Origin of the sequence: Nostoc sp. (assembly GCF_036919495.1) — a bacterium.
Lineage (GTDB): Bacteria > Cyanobacteriota > Cyanobacteriia > Cyanobacteriales > Nostocaceae > Nostoc.
On sequence record NZ_JBALBZ010000012.1, the window covers coordinates 1 to 16,078 of the forward strand.

Below are 16,078 nucleotides of genomic sequence, written 5' to 3' on the forward strand. Positions count from 1 at the left end.
CAACTCAAAAGCTATAAATGCCAACTCAAAAGCTATAAATGCCAACTCAAAAGCTATAAATGCCAACTCAAAAGCTATAAATGCCAACTCAAAAGGTATAAATGCCAACTCAAAAGCTATAAATGCCAACTCAAAAGCTATAAATGCCAACCCAAAAGCTACAAATGCCAACCCAAAAGCTATAAATGCCAACTCAAAAGCTATAAATGCCAACCCAAAAGCTATAAACGATTCGCTACGAACTTATGCAAAGCTGTACTTAGCGATCGCAATTCCGAAAAAAGAATAAAACTATCAAGATTTGGCAACTACCATAGTGATTTAGTCCCTGATCAACTGAGTAACGGTAGAATATACCTAATTTTCGTACCTTCAAAAGCCAAACTATGACGATGCATTCTACACTCAAACGTGCATTTAATAACCGCCGCGTTCTGAAAGTGATCACCGGCTTAAATAACTTCGATACCGCTAGTGTCGCCGCTACCGTTAAAGCTGCTGAATTTGGCGGTGCTACTTTTGTCGATATTGCCGCCGATTCAGCCTTAGTCCAGCTAGCTAAAAGTTTGACAAATTTACCAATTTGTGTATCGGCAGTAGAACCAGATAAATTTGTGCAAGCTGTGGCAGCTGGTGCTGATTTAATTGAAATCGGAAATTTCGATTCCTTCTATGTTCAAGGACGGCGCTTTGAGGCTCCAGAAGTGCTAGCGCTGACTAAGCAAACCCGCGCTCTCTTCCCGGAAATCACCCTATCTATCACGGTTCCCCACATCTTGGAACTACATCAACAGGTACAGCTAGCAGAAGAACTAGTGAAAGCGGGAGCGGACATTATCCAAACCGAAGGCGGCACTAGCAGTAATCCAGTTCACCCAGGAACTTTAGGATTAATTGAAAAAGCTGCCCCCACCTTGGCAGCAGCTTTTGAGATTTCCCGCGTGGTGTCAGTGCCAGTATTGTGTGCTTCCGGCATTTCTAACGTTACCGCACCATTAGCGATCGCTGCTGGTGCGGCTGGTGTTGGTGTTGGTTCCGCCATTAACCAACTCAATAGCGAAGTCGCCATGATTGCTGCCGTGCGTGGCTTGGTAGAAGCGTTAGCGACTGCAAATGCAGTAATGAAATGAGTGATGAGTTAGGAGTGATGAGTTATGAGTTGAAGAAACTTTTATTTATTCAAAACTCCCAACTTCTGTACAGACGCGATTAATCGCGTCTCTCCTAACTCCTAACTCCTAACTTCCTTCAACGCATAAATCACCTGATCTTGCTGCTGTTGTGTGAGTTCTGGGAACATAGGCAAGGATATGACTTCATGGCAAGCTTGCTCTGCTATTGGTAAGTCCCCAATTTGATAACCCAGACTTTGATAAACTGGCTGCAAATGTAAAGGGTGGGGGTAGTAAATCATTGAACTCACGCCCTGTTCTTGCAATTGACTACGCAGCCAATCTCGATATTTGGCGCTAGAACCATTTCGCCCTTCGCCTGAGATGCGAATAGTGTATTGATTCCATACCCCAATACCCCCAGGTAATTCTTGGGGCGGGATTATCCCCGGAATTTTACTGAGGAACTGGTAGTAATAGTTGGCAATATCTCGTCGGTGATCATTCCAAATATCTAAATAACGTAGCTTAATCTGCAAAATAGCCGCTTGGAGAGCATCTAAGCGGCTATTTACACCGATTTCTTCGTGTAAATATCGAATTTTACTACCATGATCCCGTAGTATTCGCAGTTTAGTGGCGATCGCTGGATCATTAGTCGTTATTGCCCCACCATCGCCACAACCACCAAGATTTTTGGTAGGGTAGAAACTAAAGCAACCAATATGTCCAATGCTTCCAAGTTTTTGATCAGCCCAAATTCCGCCTGTAGACTGAGCGCAATCTTCAATTATTGATAAATTGTAAGACTGAGCGATCGCCATCAATGATGTCATATCCACAGGTTGTCCAAATAGGTGAACCGGGATAATCGCTTTGGTTTTGGGTGTAATCGCCGCCGCTACTTGCTCCACATCCAAATTAAACGTAGTAGCGTCAATATCAACGAAAACAGGCTTTGCACCCACGGCGCTAATCACTTCCGATGTCGCAATAAAGGTGAAAGGCGTTGTAATCACTTCATCGCCTGCACCAATTTCCAAGGCTCGTAACGCTAAGTAGAGCGCATCAGTACCAGAATTACAAGCCACACATTCACTAACAGTATTATAAGCAGCAAACTGTTGCTCAAAGCCTTCGACTAAGGGGCCGCCGATATAGCGGCCAGAAGCCAGAACCTCTAAGACGGCTGCACTTACTTCTGCTTCAATGCTGGTGTATTGCTGCTTGATATCAAAGGCAGGGATGGGATTTACACTTTGGATCATGAGTTCTGATTTTATCGGGAGATACATAAGGATGCACTTCGACAGTCAATTTTTGCTTAATCAAATAGGAGCTACTAAAAGACTATCGCCCAAGATACGCATCTATTAGGGTTTTTACTTAAATCGTCGGGCGGGAAACTACCGCAGATTTAATTTACAGATAGTAGGCATACTAGGTGTTTGCCATTTTAAGGTTGTACCATTTTGAATTGATGAAAGTGATATATATCAACCAAGATCCAACACATCGGATCAAAGTTCCTCTTGTGTGGGCTGCTTTGACAAGAAAATACCAGGAGATAGAGAACTCATGCCGGATTTAATCAAGCTGGATTTTGTGGATTTAGCTATTGCTGTGGGATTGATGGCGATCGCCATTGGTTTATCTGCCTGGGAAAAATTAGGATTAGAGTTGAACTTCGCCCTTGCTACTGGGAGAACCATTTTACAACTTCTTGTATTGGGATACATTTTAGATTTCATCTTGGCTTTAGACAATGCTTGGGCAGTTTTGGCGCTATTAGCAATAATGCTGACAATTACGGCGATTGTCGCACGAAATCGCATCAGCCAAAAAATTCCTCATCTATTGCCTTTGGTATGGGGTGCAATTTTAATTAGTACCGCCCTAACAGTGCTTTACACCAACTTTTTGATCATTCAACCAGAGAGATGGTACGAACCACACTATATAATTCCCCTAGCAGGCATAGTTTTAGGTAATGCTACCAATGCAGCTGCTTTAGCAGGCGATCGCCTTGTCAGCACCATTAACTCCAGCCATCTGGAAATAGAAACCCATTTGAGCTTAGGTGCAACTCCAGAGCAAGCAGTTAGTCAGTATCGTAAAGATGCCATCAAAGCCGGATTGATTCCCACTCTCAATCAAATGATACTCATAGGTATGGTCGCAATACCAGGAATTACCACCGGACAGTTATTAGCTGGTGTTAAACCCTTGGATGCTGTATCCTACGAAATTTTGATTATGTTCATGGTTGCTTTCGCTAATTTACTGACAACAGTTTTACTAACGAGGGGATTGTGTCGTCAGTTTTTTAACTCCGCCGCACAGTTGGTGAGGTGAGCGGTTAATCTCAAGCTTCAAAGCTTCCCACTGAGCCGGGGCAAATTCTGCCTCCATCTGCAAAACTTCCCTTTGATATTCTAGGTTCATTTGCCATATTGATTTCTTTCTATTGCAGTACGTTAGACATAAGGTTGTAACGCAACGGCAGTTATGATCTAAGGAAGCCTGAGCTACACCTGCCTCCCCTACTTAAGATTTGCACCTCATTGCGGCTCTACCGCGAGTAAACTTGGATCTAGGCAAAAGTCCTAGAAAAAATACTTAAATTTGCATCTCACATTTTATTAAAAAAGTGACGGAGTTTTCAATAAAAGGTAAATTAAAATGGCATTTAGTAATTATAAAAGTATTAGCACAGTCGTTAAAAAGTTTCAAATTAAATATGTACAGTCTAACTTTATGTTGGAACTAGGATTTCCTGTTGAACAATCTTTTAAAGAAGAATTAGATTTGCTATTTACAGATGGAGTTATTGATAATTCTGAAAATGCTATTGGTGAAAATCTCATCTATCCAGTATTGAAAGAAGTATGGAAAACTTACCGAAGTAAATTAACACTTTGGAGTCACGAAACATTAGCTTACGATGAAGATTTATCAGGCGTTCCAGACTATACGGTGACACAGCGAAACCCTCTGGGTACGATTGTTTTTGATAAACCTTATTTTTTGACTGTTGAAGCTAAACAGGACAAATTTGAAGAAGGTTGGGGTCAGTGTTTAGCTGAAATGATCGCAGTGCAGCGAATTAATGATGATTTTGCCAGCGCTGTTTTTGGGATTGTTTCTAACGGCAAAATATGGGAATTTGGAAAGTTGATTGCTGATGTGTTTACTCGAAATAAAAATTTGTATGTAATTCAAGATTTAGATAAATTATTTGCGGCGGTGAATTATATTTTTCAACAATGTGAATTAAAAATACAAAAACAATAACATCATGTATTCTCCCGATGAAATTAGAGTGATTTTTTGGTTCGATAACGACCATCTCAACCCAAAACGAGTTTGACAGCCTACCAAGAATTCCACTTGGATGACGATGCGACAATCAAAGCGTTGAAGCGATAGGCTTGATAAATAGTGAGGCAAAATTTAACATCTTGCCCTATAAAATCGATATCCAGTTAGCTGCTATTTGGGATGATCGCAGAGCCATTATTTCAGTTAGTAGGCAATGTCAGTTAAATAATATGAAATACTAAATACAAATATTGCTAAGAGAACAGGAATCATTTTACTAAAGTCTATTCGTTTTTTTTGAACTATTTCTAAACAAGACATCGGAATCATCAGAGGCCAGAAGATAGTTGTTACCAAAAACATCACAACTGATAAAAATTTATCTTCTGGAGTGGAAGCAGGATGACGTAGCAAAAATATTAACCAATTGCTTAAAAAATAGCATGTCATTAACAGATAACCAATAGTTAAAGTCAGTTGTATCTGATTCACCGTGACTACTCCTGAAGTTATGCGAGCTTCACTAAACATCATTCGTACAAAGTTATAACATATACAGTTGTCATGTCATCCCGTATTTAAAATAAGCACTCCCCTCTCCCATATTGGGCTATCCATTAGTCACATCTTTCTTAACATTGCTGTAAGGCAGACAGGAAGAAACCTACAGTAAACTTTTAAAATCTCTAGCAGATGAGCAGGTAGATTGGCATGAGTGAAACTACAGAAACGATTTTCAGCAAAATCATTAGTCGGGAAATTCCCGCTGATATTGTTTATGAGGATAATTTAGCCCTGGCATTCAAAGATATCCACGCCCAAGCGCCCGTTCACATCCTCGTCATTCCCAAAAAACCCATTCCCTCACTAGCTGATGCTGAATCTCACGATCATGCTCTGTTGGGGCATCTTTTGTTAACCGCCAAACGTGTTGCAGAAGAAGCTGGACTGAAAAATGGTTATCGAGTTGTCATCAATACTGGTGATGACGGTGGTCAAACAGTCCATCACTTACATCTGCATATTTTGGGAGGACGGCAGTTAAACTGGCCTCCTGGTTGATAAAACCCGATGAATTGCGTCTAGAGACACAATTCATCACTAAAAAAAATCACTGTTTGCAACTTAGTACAGAAAACGACAAAAAGAGTATGGAATTTAATCATTCGTAGGTTGGGTAGAACGAACGCGAACAGCGTCCTGTAAGGAAGTGAAACCCAACATCAAGTCTGAATATTTCTGAACCCCTTTTAGGGTGACGTGTATTTAGCAGACGGGGGTGTAGAATCTCATTGACTTCTGATAAATTAAATGACCAATCCAAAAACCAGTAAGAATGTCATCATAGTAAAAGTAAAAACATTCAGGAGATAAGACAACGGTTTACGCACGCCCTTTAGCACGGTTAATTGAGCAATTGCAACGCTTGCCGGGAGTTGGCCCTAAATCTGCCCAACGACTGGCTTTGCATATTTTGAAGCGCCCAGAAGCAGAAGTTGAAGCTTTAGCACAAGCTCTGATTGAGGCAAAAAAACAAATAGGCTTGTGTTCTGTTTGCTTTCACTTATCTGCCGAACCAGTTTGTGAAATCTGCCGCAATTCCAACCGTGACAACAGCACTATCTGTGTTGTAGCAGATCCCCGCGATGTGATTGCGCTGGAAAAAACGCGCGAGTATAAAGGTAAATATCACGTTTTGGGTGGGGTGATTTCGCCAATTGATGGAATTGGCCCAGAACAGTTGACTATAGTGGCTTTGCAGCGCCGGGTGAATCAGCAAAAACCTCAAGAAGTAATTCTCGCAATTAGTCCGAGTGTAGAAGGGGAAACAACAACACTATATATCGGTCAGCTACTAAAACCATTTACCAAAGTGACGCGGATTGCCTTTGGTTTGCCTGTAGGTGGTGATTTGGAGTACGCCGACGAAGTGACCCTAGCAAGGGCATTGGAAGGACGTCGGGAGTTAGATTAGGCTTAAATAAACTTCCTTATTTAAAGCTAGCTTTCGCTTCTGCTCATCGCCTGACTAATTATGTTAAAATCACGTTTGCCAGCACGTAAATTTTGAGTCAGTGCCATGTGTGCAAAGGGATTTGGGCAATCTCATAACCCAAAAATCAACAAGCTAGTCTTAAAGAGAGTGACCTATTGCTATCAACCCAGTCCAGAAGCGTTAATTAAAAGCATTTGCCTCTAGTGTCGCTTGAATAAGGAAAATGATAGAGTTAAGAGCGATCGCTACGCAAAAAATCTAAATAAGATATGGCTGACCAAAAAGATAAAGCTCAAGAAAAAAACCGTCTTGAACAGCTTCAAGAAGAACAAGGCAACACGGATTCTAAACACTCAGGGGGTGCTGGCGCTTCTGGCGGCAACTCAGGTGCAGGTAAATCTGGCGCATCAAAAATTTCTGCCACTGGTACACCTGATGATATCGAAAAAGTTGACCAGGAGCAAAGTTGACTCCGACAACGAGTCAAGGTTTAACTGCGTCGGCTCTGATTTGTAACTAAACTCAACAATGGTGGATTAGACCTCTTGCAAAAGTCCCTAACACCCCACCCCCAGCCCTTTCCCGCTTGCGGGGAGGGGAGAATTTGAGGTAAGTCAAAAGCGGGGTGGGGTTCTTTTTTTGATTTATGCAAGAAGTATATTGAATTCCTGATTATTGAGTCCACCATAGCGATCGCACAAGCAGCATGATACTGATGTTATTTACAGTGCTGATGCTAAATAGTTGTGGTCAAGAATCGGCGAGGAATAAAACAGCAGTTTTAGCAGCAGCACAAAAGATTAATTCGGCTTACCCGTAATCGTGAATGCTGCCCAGTAATAAGGATGATTATAAAGATTTTTATCTGATGCCATTTTACTATTTCTATATAGTTGTGTCGCTAAATAAGTTTGAATTCGTAATTCATCAGGATGCAGATTATTCAAGATATCTTCATACCATTTTGTCAGTTCTCCAGCAGTTAGTTCTTTCAGCCATCGTGTTGCTTCCGCTAAGGCAGTAACTGCTGATTTATTGGGCTGCAATCGCCGATAAAACTCGATCATTACCAACGCACTAGCTGAAGATTCTACACTCCAGAGAGTACTCACTACATGAGGAACACCCTGACTCACAAAACCACTAACTAAACTCACATATTCGCTGCTGATAGTGTGGTTGCTAGGACTTAAATTTTCACACGCAGAGAGAGTAATAAGATTGTAATTTGCTAGATTCTGTTGGCATTCATCTAGAGTAAGTTTGTCTTCACCTGCTAATGCTAATTCTGACTTTTTAGGTTCAGCTAAATTATTAGTGACACGACCCGTAAAATGAAAGATGTTGTAATTAGCAAATAAGGCATTTTCGACAAGAGTTTTCGTAGCTTCTGACCCCTGAATTCGTTTGATATTATTAAACATCTGGCTCACAACTTCCGACTCAAGTTTGGCAAATTTGAGTGTGGGATAAGCTGCACTTTCAGGATGTTCAACACTGAGCAATAACTGATTTTGCCACTGCCAAATCTCTTCAGTTTTTATTGATAAACCTATTTGGGCACTAGGCAGATAGGTAACGCTGAAATTTGACTCCACATTCGGCAACTCTTCCGGCGATGGGTTAGAGAGATGGAAAAGGGTATGAATGGGCAATCTGGACAAGTCACGGTGAGGAATTAAAACCAGTTGGGTGATGCCTTCAAGTTCCTGTGCAATTGTGGAAATATTCAGAATTTCATACAGTTGCAACAGTTTTTGTTCCATATCAACTCGCCAAGAATGCTGGCTTTTACTTTCTTTGTCTTGAGCCGTGCTGCGATATTCTTGATATTGTTGATGCCAATCTTCTAGCCAAGTTTCAAATTCAATTAGGCGTTGCACTGCTTCGGGTAAGGGCAATTCATTTAGACGGATAGCATCTTCTCCTAAAGGGATTGCCCCAGGATCTTGCATGGGTGTAAACAGGAGGATTGGTGATGGTGCTTGGTCTTTGAGAATGAAAGTATGTAGGGCAACTGGACTAATATGCCAGTAAATAATTGCTGTTGTGGGATTGAATAGTTGTTGAATTGCGCCATAATCAGGTGAGTAAATCTGATCATTCCAGCCAGATAGCAGCCAGTTTAAACAAGCATTTTTACCTTGTTCGGCAATTTGCCAAGCTTCAACTAAATCACCGGACTCTACGGCTAAATCAACTGCTAATTGCTCAAAGCCGGCAAATTTTAAAGCTAGCTGTTTTTTACTTTCGTCTGAGCGAGTTTCTTCACTCAGCAATTGTTGCAATAAATCTGTGCCGCGTTGCAGCAATTCTTGAACTTGTGTTGTTTGTCCCAAACCCATCAGCACTTTGCTTAGAGATTGCAAAACTTCTAGGTGCAACTGGGGAAAATATTCTAGTGTGAGAGTTAATAGCGCCTGATGGTACTCAGATGCGGCTTTGCGCCAATAATCGCGGCTATTGGGATGTTTTTTGCCTCGGTCGTAGTAAGTATTACCGATCGCAACATGCAATCTACCCCAACCTTCTGGATGGGTATCTGTCCGCAGATGCTTTAACCCTTCCTCATAGCTGGCTAATTTTCCTTCATAGCCGCCCTGTTGTAAGGCGGGATTTGTCGCTGTTATCCGACTCGACAAATTCAGCAATGCCTCAGAATCTACTAAATTACCGATCGCATTTCCCCGACCAATCCAAGCTTCCCAATAATCTTGTTTAATTTGCAAAGCGTTGTCATAACAGGCGATCGCTTCGCCAAATTGTTCTAAAGAAAACAGTGCTACTGCCTGATTATACCAAGCTAAGTGGAAGTCGGGTTTAATGGCGATCGTTTGCTGATAGGAGGCGATCGCTTCTTGGTGGCGTCCTAAGTTGTCTAATGCTATACCCCGGTTGTACCAAGCTAAGTAGAAATCGCCTTGAACTGAGAGGGCTTTGTCCCAGGAGGCGATCGCTTCTGACCACCTTCCTAAATTAAACAGCACTACACCCCGGTCTATCCAGACTTCGTGATACTCTGGGTGAATTTCTAGCGCTTTGTCGTAAGATATAATCGCTTCGGCAAATTGTTCGCCTACAGCCAGTGCTATGCCTCGGTAATACCAGTTTTCCTGGTCTTCTGGTTCCAGATGTAGCGCATGGTCATAACTAGAAATAGCTTCTGGTAGCCAACCTAACTTTAACAGCGCCAAACCCCGGCTAGACCAAGCTTCTTGGTAGTCTGGTTTGATTTCTATGGCTTTGTCAAAAGAAGCGATCGCTTCTTCAAAATATCCTAATTCTCCCAGAGTTCGACCTCTGTTGTACCAAGCTTTGTAGAAGTCAGGTTTCAGTTCTGTGGCGGTTTGGTAAGATGCGATCGCTTCATCAAAACGTTCTAAATGAAACAGCGTCAAGCCTCGGTTAAACCAATATTCGGGGAATTTGGGTTGTAGTTTGATCGCTTGGTCATAAGAGGCGATCGCGCCTAATAAATCACCCGTTTTCGCTTGGCTTAGACCTTGGTAAAACCACGTTTTAGCCTGGGTAACAGGATTATCGCTACGTCGCTCAATAATACCAGAGGGATTATTGCTTTGATCTGCCAAATTAGCAGCAAGTTGCTGGACTAAATTGGTACTTTGATCCAAGCTTACCCACAACTCATCTAGGGTATAAGCCACGTTTGGCTCTAAATTCGTCAAAGTTTTATCCCAGGTTGACTCCAAGTCAGACGTTGTTAATTCAGTTTTTTCTCTAGTCGAAAGGACATTTGTTGCTGTTTTAGTTGGAGTAACTTTCTCTTCATCGCCGAACCTCAGTTGGGCTAATGAGGTGATTGAATCTTCGGCTGCGGGGAGAGGGAGATTTTCTCTGATTATGCTTTGGGTGTCTTCTGGTTCATATTCCAATACCAGTTCCTCTAAATTCTCAGTCAATTCTTCCTCAGAAGAGACATTTTCGGGTGCTAAGGTTATTGGTTCAACATCTTGCAGATCATATTCCCATAACTGCTCACCTAAGCTACGGATTAGCTCTTGACCAGGGGAAGTTGGGAGAATTTCTTCATCGGTTGTAGATTCTCCGACATTTCCCTCGTCATACTCCCATAACTGTTCGCCTAAATTGCGGATTAACTCTTGCCCAGGAGTCGCTTCTATTGCATTTCCCTCGTCATACTCCCATAACTGTTCGCCTAAGTCGCGGATCAGCGCTTGCCCAGGAGTCATTTCTACCCCATCTTGCGCCTGATTGTCCTCATACTCTATAGGTATGGGTGAGTTTTGCATCAGGCGGATGCCAATATTGTATGCAACGTCTCCAATTCTGCCAATCCCAAGTTCTCCCAGCTGCACCATCTGGGATGCTAACAGAGGATTCGGTGCAGGTGAAGCTAACAAGGTTTCGCCAAACATCACCAACCAATCTATCCAGCGTTCAGCCGGAATCCGATTTTCGAGCCGTTGCAGATACCTTAATGCCCACTGTTGTCCTCGTGCTTGATGCACGCCTTCTAACAATTGGATAAACAATTGTTCCAGATCCGCATTGGTTAGTTCTGGTATTACCCCCACCACATTGCGTCCTCTCCCACCCTTGAGAGAACGACGAGTCTGCTTACTTTCAATGAGGCGCTTTAAAAACCTTTTAAGCGACTGCGATATCCGCCTGAGCATCTGCCACACTCTTGGATTTTGTTTTTCTAGATTGTAGCCATCGTTGTGTTCAAAAAATCATCAATTACGTAAAAACCCATTAGATCCTGACAGCGCTTGCGTAGCAGATTAGCAAAAAATATCCAAAACTTCAAGAGCATAGCATTAGAACGTTACAATTACCAGATTCAACTCTTGAATTTTGAGTTTGCCAAGCTCTTAATTTTCTGTTTGCTCTGTAGTCGATTGACCAGCCGGATATAATTGGCTAATCAATGCCTGGACAAGCAGTTGGGGATCGTCTGTCTCAACCGCAAGCTGTTCAGCAATCTGCTGGCGTAAGTTTTGATCCTGCTGCAACATCACAAACAACTCTTCTAGGGTGACAGTTTGAGATTCTCCCTCTGGGAGGTTCTCTGGCTGATCTGCTGATTCTAATATTAGGGCGGTTGGCTCAGAGAGCAAACTTGTGCTAAGAGCATCCGGGCCTTCATATTCCCAAATTGGTTCGCCTTGATTGCGTGTCAATAATTGCATCCCGATACTATAGGCAACATCTCCCACTTCTCCGATGCCCAACTCACCCAGTTCCACTAATCGCGCAGCTATTTCATTATTGGGTGTAGGTGATGCCAGCAATCTGTCGCCAAAGCGCCCTAACCACTCAACCCAGCGCTCAGTTGGGATGCGATGTTCAATATTATGCAGCCACTTCCGTGCCCATGCTTCCCCTCGTGCTTGATGTACTCCTTGCAACAGTTCGTTGAAGAGAAATTCCAGATCCGTATCGCTTAAGGGTGGTGCTGGTTCTTTTTGCACATTCCCCCGATATTTTGAGGCAGTCTGTTTTCCACCAAACAACCTCTGAAAAAGCTTTTTGAGCCATTGAAATAGCCGCTTGAGCATCTGCTACACCATCGAGTATTGCTTATCCTAAAATTGTAGCGATCGCACTGGACTATGGCGTTAGTTCCGTCAATAAAATCTATAGACTGGAAATCTCTTTTTTCCTCTAGGGCATGGGGCACTTGTACTGAGCGTTGTCGTTGGCGCAGCCTCTCGTAGAGAAGTATTGGGCATCGCGCATGGGGTAAAGACTTACTGCAACTTTCCCTGTGCTCCCCGGCTCCAGCCCTGAGAATAGGGCTAGAGCCGCTTACTACAAACCTTTAATTATTCACGCTCGCTTACTTACAGGACTTACGCAAACAATAGCTGAAACCCTAATTTTACGGTTGGGGCAATTCATGAATTGCCCCTACAGGTATAGTTTTGCGTCAGTCCTAACTTAAACCAATGGTGCTTAAGAACATTGCTCAACATTGGCTCGACTGAGTATAGGCAATGTTTAATATAGGAATTACGCACTTTACAAATTCATCGTAATGTGCATTAAGCAAAATAGGTTGTTTCAGGCTTTGATTAATTATCCTTTGATCGTAAATAGACGATGCTGTAGGGGAAAAGCCATGCTCATACGTGTCAACTTAACCTAAAAGCCATGTCCCGCAAGGAACTGAAGTTCCTTGCTAATAGCGAAAGTCAATCTTTAGATGACTAAATAATCTGAAAAATCTTTAGTCTACTTGAGTAGACTTTAGCTAAAAGCCAAAGAACTTTAGTTCTAGGCGGGTGATGAAGCCAACAGTTAAGCTATTTCTAGCTTAAGTTGACACCAATGAGCTTTTTCTGTGCCCCTACGAAAGATGTGGTTTTCACTTTAAACATATTTGGTATTTATTGTCAATGCGTAAGTCCGATAATAATTTAAACTAGGCAATAGTCATATTGACTCGCACGATCATATCGTTGAAATCTTTGTCACCACCACTTGCTAAATCCTCAAAGCCAAAAACGTTATTCCCTAACAAGCGAATGTGATCTACTTTATCAGTGTTAGCTCCCAAGAATGGGAAGTAAACTGCTGGATTGTTATTTGGATTGCTATCAAGTAAAGCATCAGGTATACCATTAGCAATAATAAATGGTGCAAAGATAGAACCTGGCTGGAAAGTTCCTGTGTAACTTGCAGTACCTTGGTTATTAACTGTCAAGTCAATGCCTGCAACACGCCCACGAACTGCGGCTTCAGTATAACCAGCCTGTCCAGTGAGAATATCTGCTTTGCCATCTCCGTTGGTGTCAATGCCACCATTCTCATCAGCTACTTGATAAAAGCCGATGAAATTCTTGAAAGCTGCTTCTCTGTTGACCACAAAATCAGCTTTTACCTGACTTGTGACACCGCGCAAATCAATCACTTCTCCTTGGGGGTTTCCTTGCAGATTTGTACCCAGAGGTAATGAATCATTTGTGGACTGAATTTTGACCACCAGATTATTGAAGTCAGCAGCGTTATTACCAGAGCCATCTTTCCACCCAAGGGAAAAGTCATCATTTCCCAAGTCTGTGATCTTTTGGCTTAAAGGATTAGAAAATAGTATGTCTGTGAGTGGAGTAACTCCAGTCCGTACAGCATCAGTTGTGCTATTTTTCACCAAATAAAATCTCAAGTTATCATCGGAGTTAAATTCCAACAGATGTGTCAAATTGTTGCTATTAAACCCATTGGGAAGATTGGCAATAGCAGAGAAAATTACCTTAGCTCGGTCTAAAGCTGCTTGGGCATAACCTGCTGCGCCTGGAGCAATACCATTGATGTTACCTTGAGCATCGTCAACGGTAAACACTCCTAGTTCATTTACAAGATTAGAGCTTTGTCCGGTGAAAGTAACTTGAAGTTTTGATTTGCTACTGCTATTAGAGATTTTAAAGATATCATCCGCAATTTTTGAAAGCTTGAAGGTAGGTGCGCCATTATTGGGTTCGACAGCTAATGCAAAGCTGTCAGTGGCACTTACGCCATCATTATCTTTAGCTTGTACCTCAATTGTCAGATTGACAACATCGGCGTTAGTTGGTGTACCGCTAAATGTGCGCGTAGCCGCATCAAATTTCAGCCAGCTAGGTATATTACTACCATCTTGTAGAGTTGCTGAGTAACTCAGACTATCTCCTGCATCGATATCATTAAAGGTATTAGCATCAAAAGTAAAAGTGAAAGCTGTATCTTGTTTAGCGACTTGATCAGCGATCGCATTTTCTAAGGTAGGCGGATCATTTACGTTGTCTACCTTTAAAGCAAAATTAGCAATAACTGTTTGATCTGATGTATCAGTTGCTGCTAGTTTGATATTGAGAACACTGACATCGGCGTTAGTTGGTGTACCGCTAAATGTGCGCGTAGCCGCATCAAATTTCAGCCAGCTTGGTATATCACTACCATCTTCTAGAGTTGCTGAGTAACTCAGACTGTCTCCAGCATCGATATCATTAAAGGTATTAGCATCAAAAGTAAAACTGAAAGCTGTATCTTGTTTAGCGACTTGATCAGCGATCGCATTTTCTAAGGTAGGTGGATCATTTACGTTGTCTACCTTTAAAGCAAAATTAGCAATCACTGTTTGATTTGATGTATCGGTTGCTGTTAGTTTGATATTGAGAACACTGACATCGGCGTTAGTTGGTGTACCGCTAAATGTGCGCGTAGCTGCATCAAATTTCAGCCAGCTTGGTATATTACTACCATCTTCTAGAGTTGCTGAGTAACTCAGACTGTCTCCAGCATCGATATCATTAAAGGTATTAGCATCAAAAGTAAAACTGAAAGCTGTATCTTGTTTAGTTATTGGATCAGCGATCGCATTTTCTAAGGTAGGTGTATCATTTACACCAGTCAGGTTAATATTTAGGGTTTTGCTATCGGTAGCAGTACCATCACTAACTGTAAAGGTAAAGCTGTCTGTATTGTTGCTTGTCAGTGCTTCAATTGCACTATCAACAGGTGTGAAGGTATATGATCCCGTGCTGCTGTTGAGACTGAGTGTACCATAAGTTCCGGTTTTGGTTACAGTTGTGCCACTAACTGTACCACCAGTAATCCCGTAGGTCAGGGTTTGTTCGCTATCTGGGTCACTGGTTGCTAATGTACCAGTTTGAGCGCTAAAAGTATCATGATTAGCTGTATCAGTGTAACTGATGTCAGTGGGAGTATTCAGGGTAGGTGTATCGTTTGCATCAGTCAGGTTAATGGTGACGTTACCGGGATTGCTGGTTGCAGAACCATCACTGACGGTAACTTTTAGGTCAAACTTTGGCTGAGTTTCAAAGTCTAAATCACCACTATCATTAACTGTGATTTGTCCTGTAGTGGAGTTAATCGCAAAGGCTAATTTCCCATCTTTATTGACATCAGTGTTACCGCTTGCAATTGTCCAGTTAGATAGAGGACTACTTTCAACATCGCTACCTGCGATCGTGCCTAATACTGTACCGTTAGCACTATTCTCTAGGATACTGAAGGTAGTTGGAGTGACTACGGGTGCGTCGTTTACTGCCGCTAGGTTAAAGGAATTAGTTGCGGCTGTTATACCACCATTGCCATCGGTGACGTTGTAGCTAAGAGTTACCAACCCGTTGTAGTTGCTTGCGGGGTTAAAGGTGTAAGTTCCGTTGCTATTGTCGGTAACACTGCCATTGGTAGCAGTTAATTCAGAAACGGAAAGCGTATCATTTTCAACATCGGTGAACCCTTGTAAGAGGTTAGTGCCACTGATGGTGTAAGCGGTATCTTCTATGCCATCGCTGAGGGTGGCTGCTGGTGTTGTTAATTTGGGTGCGTCGTTTACTGCCGCTAGGTTAAAGGAATTAGTTGCGGCTGTTATGCCACCATTGCCATCGGTGACGTTGTAGTTAAGGTTAACTGTACCGTTGTAGTCGCTTGCGGGGTTAAAGGTGTAAGTTCCGTTGCTATTGTCGGTAACAGTGCCATTAGTAGCAGTTAATCCAGAAACGGAAAGGGTATCACCGTCAACATCGCTGAACCCTTGTAATAAGTCACTATTATTGATGGCATAGGCGGTATCTTCTATGCCATCGCTGAGGGTGGCTGCTGGTGTTGTTAATTTGGGTGCGTCGTTTACTGCCGCTAGGTTAAAGGAATTAGTTGCGGC

12 protein-coding genes are annotated in these 16,078 nt (G+C 42.3%); 7 read left to right on the forward strand and 5 right to left on the reverse strand.

The features are described 5' to 3' along the window. Together V7K25_RS01115 and V7K25_RS01120 are read left to right on the forward strand one after the other, a co-directional pair. The coding region (locus V7K25_RS01115; RefSeq protein WP_335154322.1) for a hypothetical protein at positions 1-289 on the forward strand (289 nt) is incomplete at its 5' end. Positions 290-386: 97 nt separating this feature from the next. Then, entirely contained in the window at positions 387-1,130 is a 744-nt protein-coding gene (locus V7K25_RS01120) for a DUF561 domain-containing protein (protein WP_335154324.1), read from the forward strand. A 101-nt stretch (positions 1,131-1,231) separates the two neighbouring features. Here V7K25_RS01120 and V7K25_RS01125 read toward each other — a convergent pair whose 3' ends face one another. After that, positions 1,232-2,380 carry a DegT/DnrJ/EryC1/StrS family aminotransferase gene (locus tag V7K25_RS01125; protein WP_334787329.1) on the reverse strand — a complete coding sequence of 383 codons (1,149 nt, stop codon included), beginning with the start codon at positions 2,378-2,380 and terminating at the stop codon, positions 1,232-1,234. 310 nt (positions 2,381-2,690) lie between these two features. Here V7K25_RS01125 and V7K25_RS01130 point away from each other — a divergent pair, with 310 nt between their 5' ends. Next, positions 2,691-3,467, forward strand: coding sequence for an ABC transporter permease (locus V7K25_RS01130; RefSeq protein ID WP_335154326.1), 777 nt, complete (start codon positions 2,691-2,693; stop codon positions 3,465-3,467). A 327-nt stretch (positions 3,468-3,794) separates the two neighbouring features. Further along, entirely contained in the window at positions 3,795-4,406 is a 612-nt protein-coding gene (locus tag V7K25_RS01135; RefSeq protein ID WP_335154328.1) for a hypothetical protein, read from the forward strand. A 231-nt stretch (positions 4,407-4,637) separates the two neighbouring features. On the opposite strand, the gene V7K25_RS01140 is transcribed toward V7K25_RS01135, so the two are convergent. After that, positions 4,638-4,967 carry a hypothetical protein gene (locus tag V7K25_RS01140; RefSeq protein WP_335154330.1) on the reverse strand — a complete coding sequence of 110 codons (330 nt, stop codon included), beginning with the start codon at positions 4,965-4,967 and terminating at the stop codon, positions 4,638-4,640. A gap of 177 nt (positions 4,968-5,144) precedes the next feature. Here V7K25_RS01140 and V7K25_RS01145 point away from each other — a divergent pair, with 177 nt between their 5' ends. The 3 genes from V7K25_RS01145 to V7K25_RS01155 all read left to right on the forward strand — a co-directional run bounded on the left by V7K25_RS01145 (position 5,145) and on the right by V7K25_RS01155 (position 6,899). After that, positions 5,145-5,495 carry a histidine triad nucleotide-binding protein gene (locus V7K25_RS01145; protein WP_334787326.1) on the forward strand — a complete coding sequence of 117 codons (351 nt, stop codon included), beginning with the start codon at positions 5,145-5,147 and terminating at the stop codon, positions 5,493-5,495. Positions 5,496-5,850: 355 nt separating this feature from the next. Then, positions 5,851-6,408 (forward strand): recombination mediator RecR, encoded by a 558-nt coding sequence (recR, locus tag V7K25_RS01150; RefSeq protein WP_292789635.1) that lies wholly within the window; start codon positions 5,851-5,853, stop codon positions 6,406-6,408. Positions 6,409-6,698: 290 nt separating this feature from the next. Next, on the forward strand, positions 6,699-6,899 hold the full coding sequence (locus V7K25_RS01155; RefSeq protein ID WP_292789634.1) for a hypothetical protein: 201 nt from the start codon (positions 6,699-6,701) through the stop codon (positions 6,897-6,899). A 330-nt stretch (positions 6,900-7,229) separates the two neighbouring features. Here V7K25_RS01155 and V7K25_RS01160 read toward each other — a convergent pair whose 3' ends face one another. From V7K25_RS01160 to V7K25_RS01170, 3 genes are all read right to left on the reverse strand, one after another. Next, on the reverse strand, positions 7,230-11,087 hold the full coding sequence (locus V7K25_RS01160; RefSeq protein WP_335154332.1) for a CHAT domain-containing protein: 3,858 nt from the start codon (positions 11,085-11,087) through the stop codon (positions 7,230-7,232). A 198-nt stretch (positions 11,088-11,285) separates the two neighbouring features. Beyond that, positions 11,286-11,972, reverse strand: coding sequence for a hypothetical protein (locus V7K25_RS01165; RefSeq protein ID WP_335154334.1), 687 nt, complete (start codon positions 11,970-11,972; stop codon positions 11,286-11,288). An 866-nt stretch (positions 11,973-12,838) separates the two neighbouring features. Beyond that, the coding region (locus V7K25_RS01170; RefSeq protein WP_335154336.1) for a tandem-95 repeat protein at positions 12,839-16,078 on the reverse strand (3,240 nt) is incomplete at its 5' end.

Excerpts from the sequence above, each read along its gene's own strand:
- V7K25_RS01160 (WP_335154332.1), bottom strand. The coding sequence starts at position 11,087 with ATGCTCAGGCGGATATCGCAGTCGCTTAAAAGGTTTTTAAAGCGCCTC.
- V7K25_RS01155 (WP_292789634.1), top strand. The coding sequence starts at position 6,699 with ATGGCTGACCAAAAAGATAAAGCTCAAGAAAAAAACCGTCTTGAACAG.
- V7K25_RS01125 (WP_334787329.1), bottom strand. The coding sequence starts at position 2,380 with ATGATCCAAAGTGTAAATCCCATCCCTGCCTTTGATATCAAGCAGCAA.
- V7K25_RS01165 (WP_335154334.1), bottom strand. The coding sequence starts at position 11,972 with ATGCTCAAGCGGCTATTTCAATGGCTCAAAAAGCTTTTTCAGAGGTTG.
- V7K25_RS01130 (WP_335154326.1), top strand. The coding sequence starts at position 2,691 with ATGCCGGATTTAATCAAGCTGGATTTTGTGGATTTAGCTATTGCTGTG.
- V7K25_RS01120 (WP_335154324.1), top strand. The coding sequence starts at position 387 with ATGACGATGCATTCTACACTCAAACGTGCATTTAATAACCGCCGCGTT.
- V7K25_RS01145 (WP_334787326.1), top strand. The coding sequence starts at position 5,145 with ATGAGTGAAACTACAGAAACGATTTTCAGCAAAATCATTAGTCGGGAA.
- V7K25_RS01140 (WP_335154330.1), bottom strand. The coding sequence starts at position 4,967 with ATGATGTTTAGTGAAGCTCGCATAACTTCAGGAGTAGTCACGGTGAAT.
- V7K25_RS01135 (WP_335154328.1), top strand. The coding sequence starts at position 3,795 with ATGGCATTTAGTAATTATAAAAGTATTAGCACAGTCGTTAAAAAGTTT.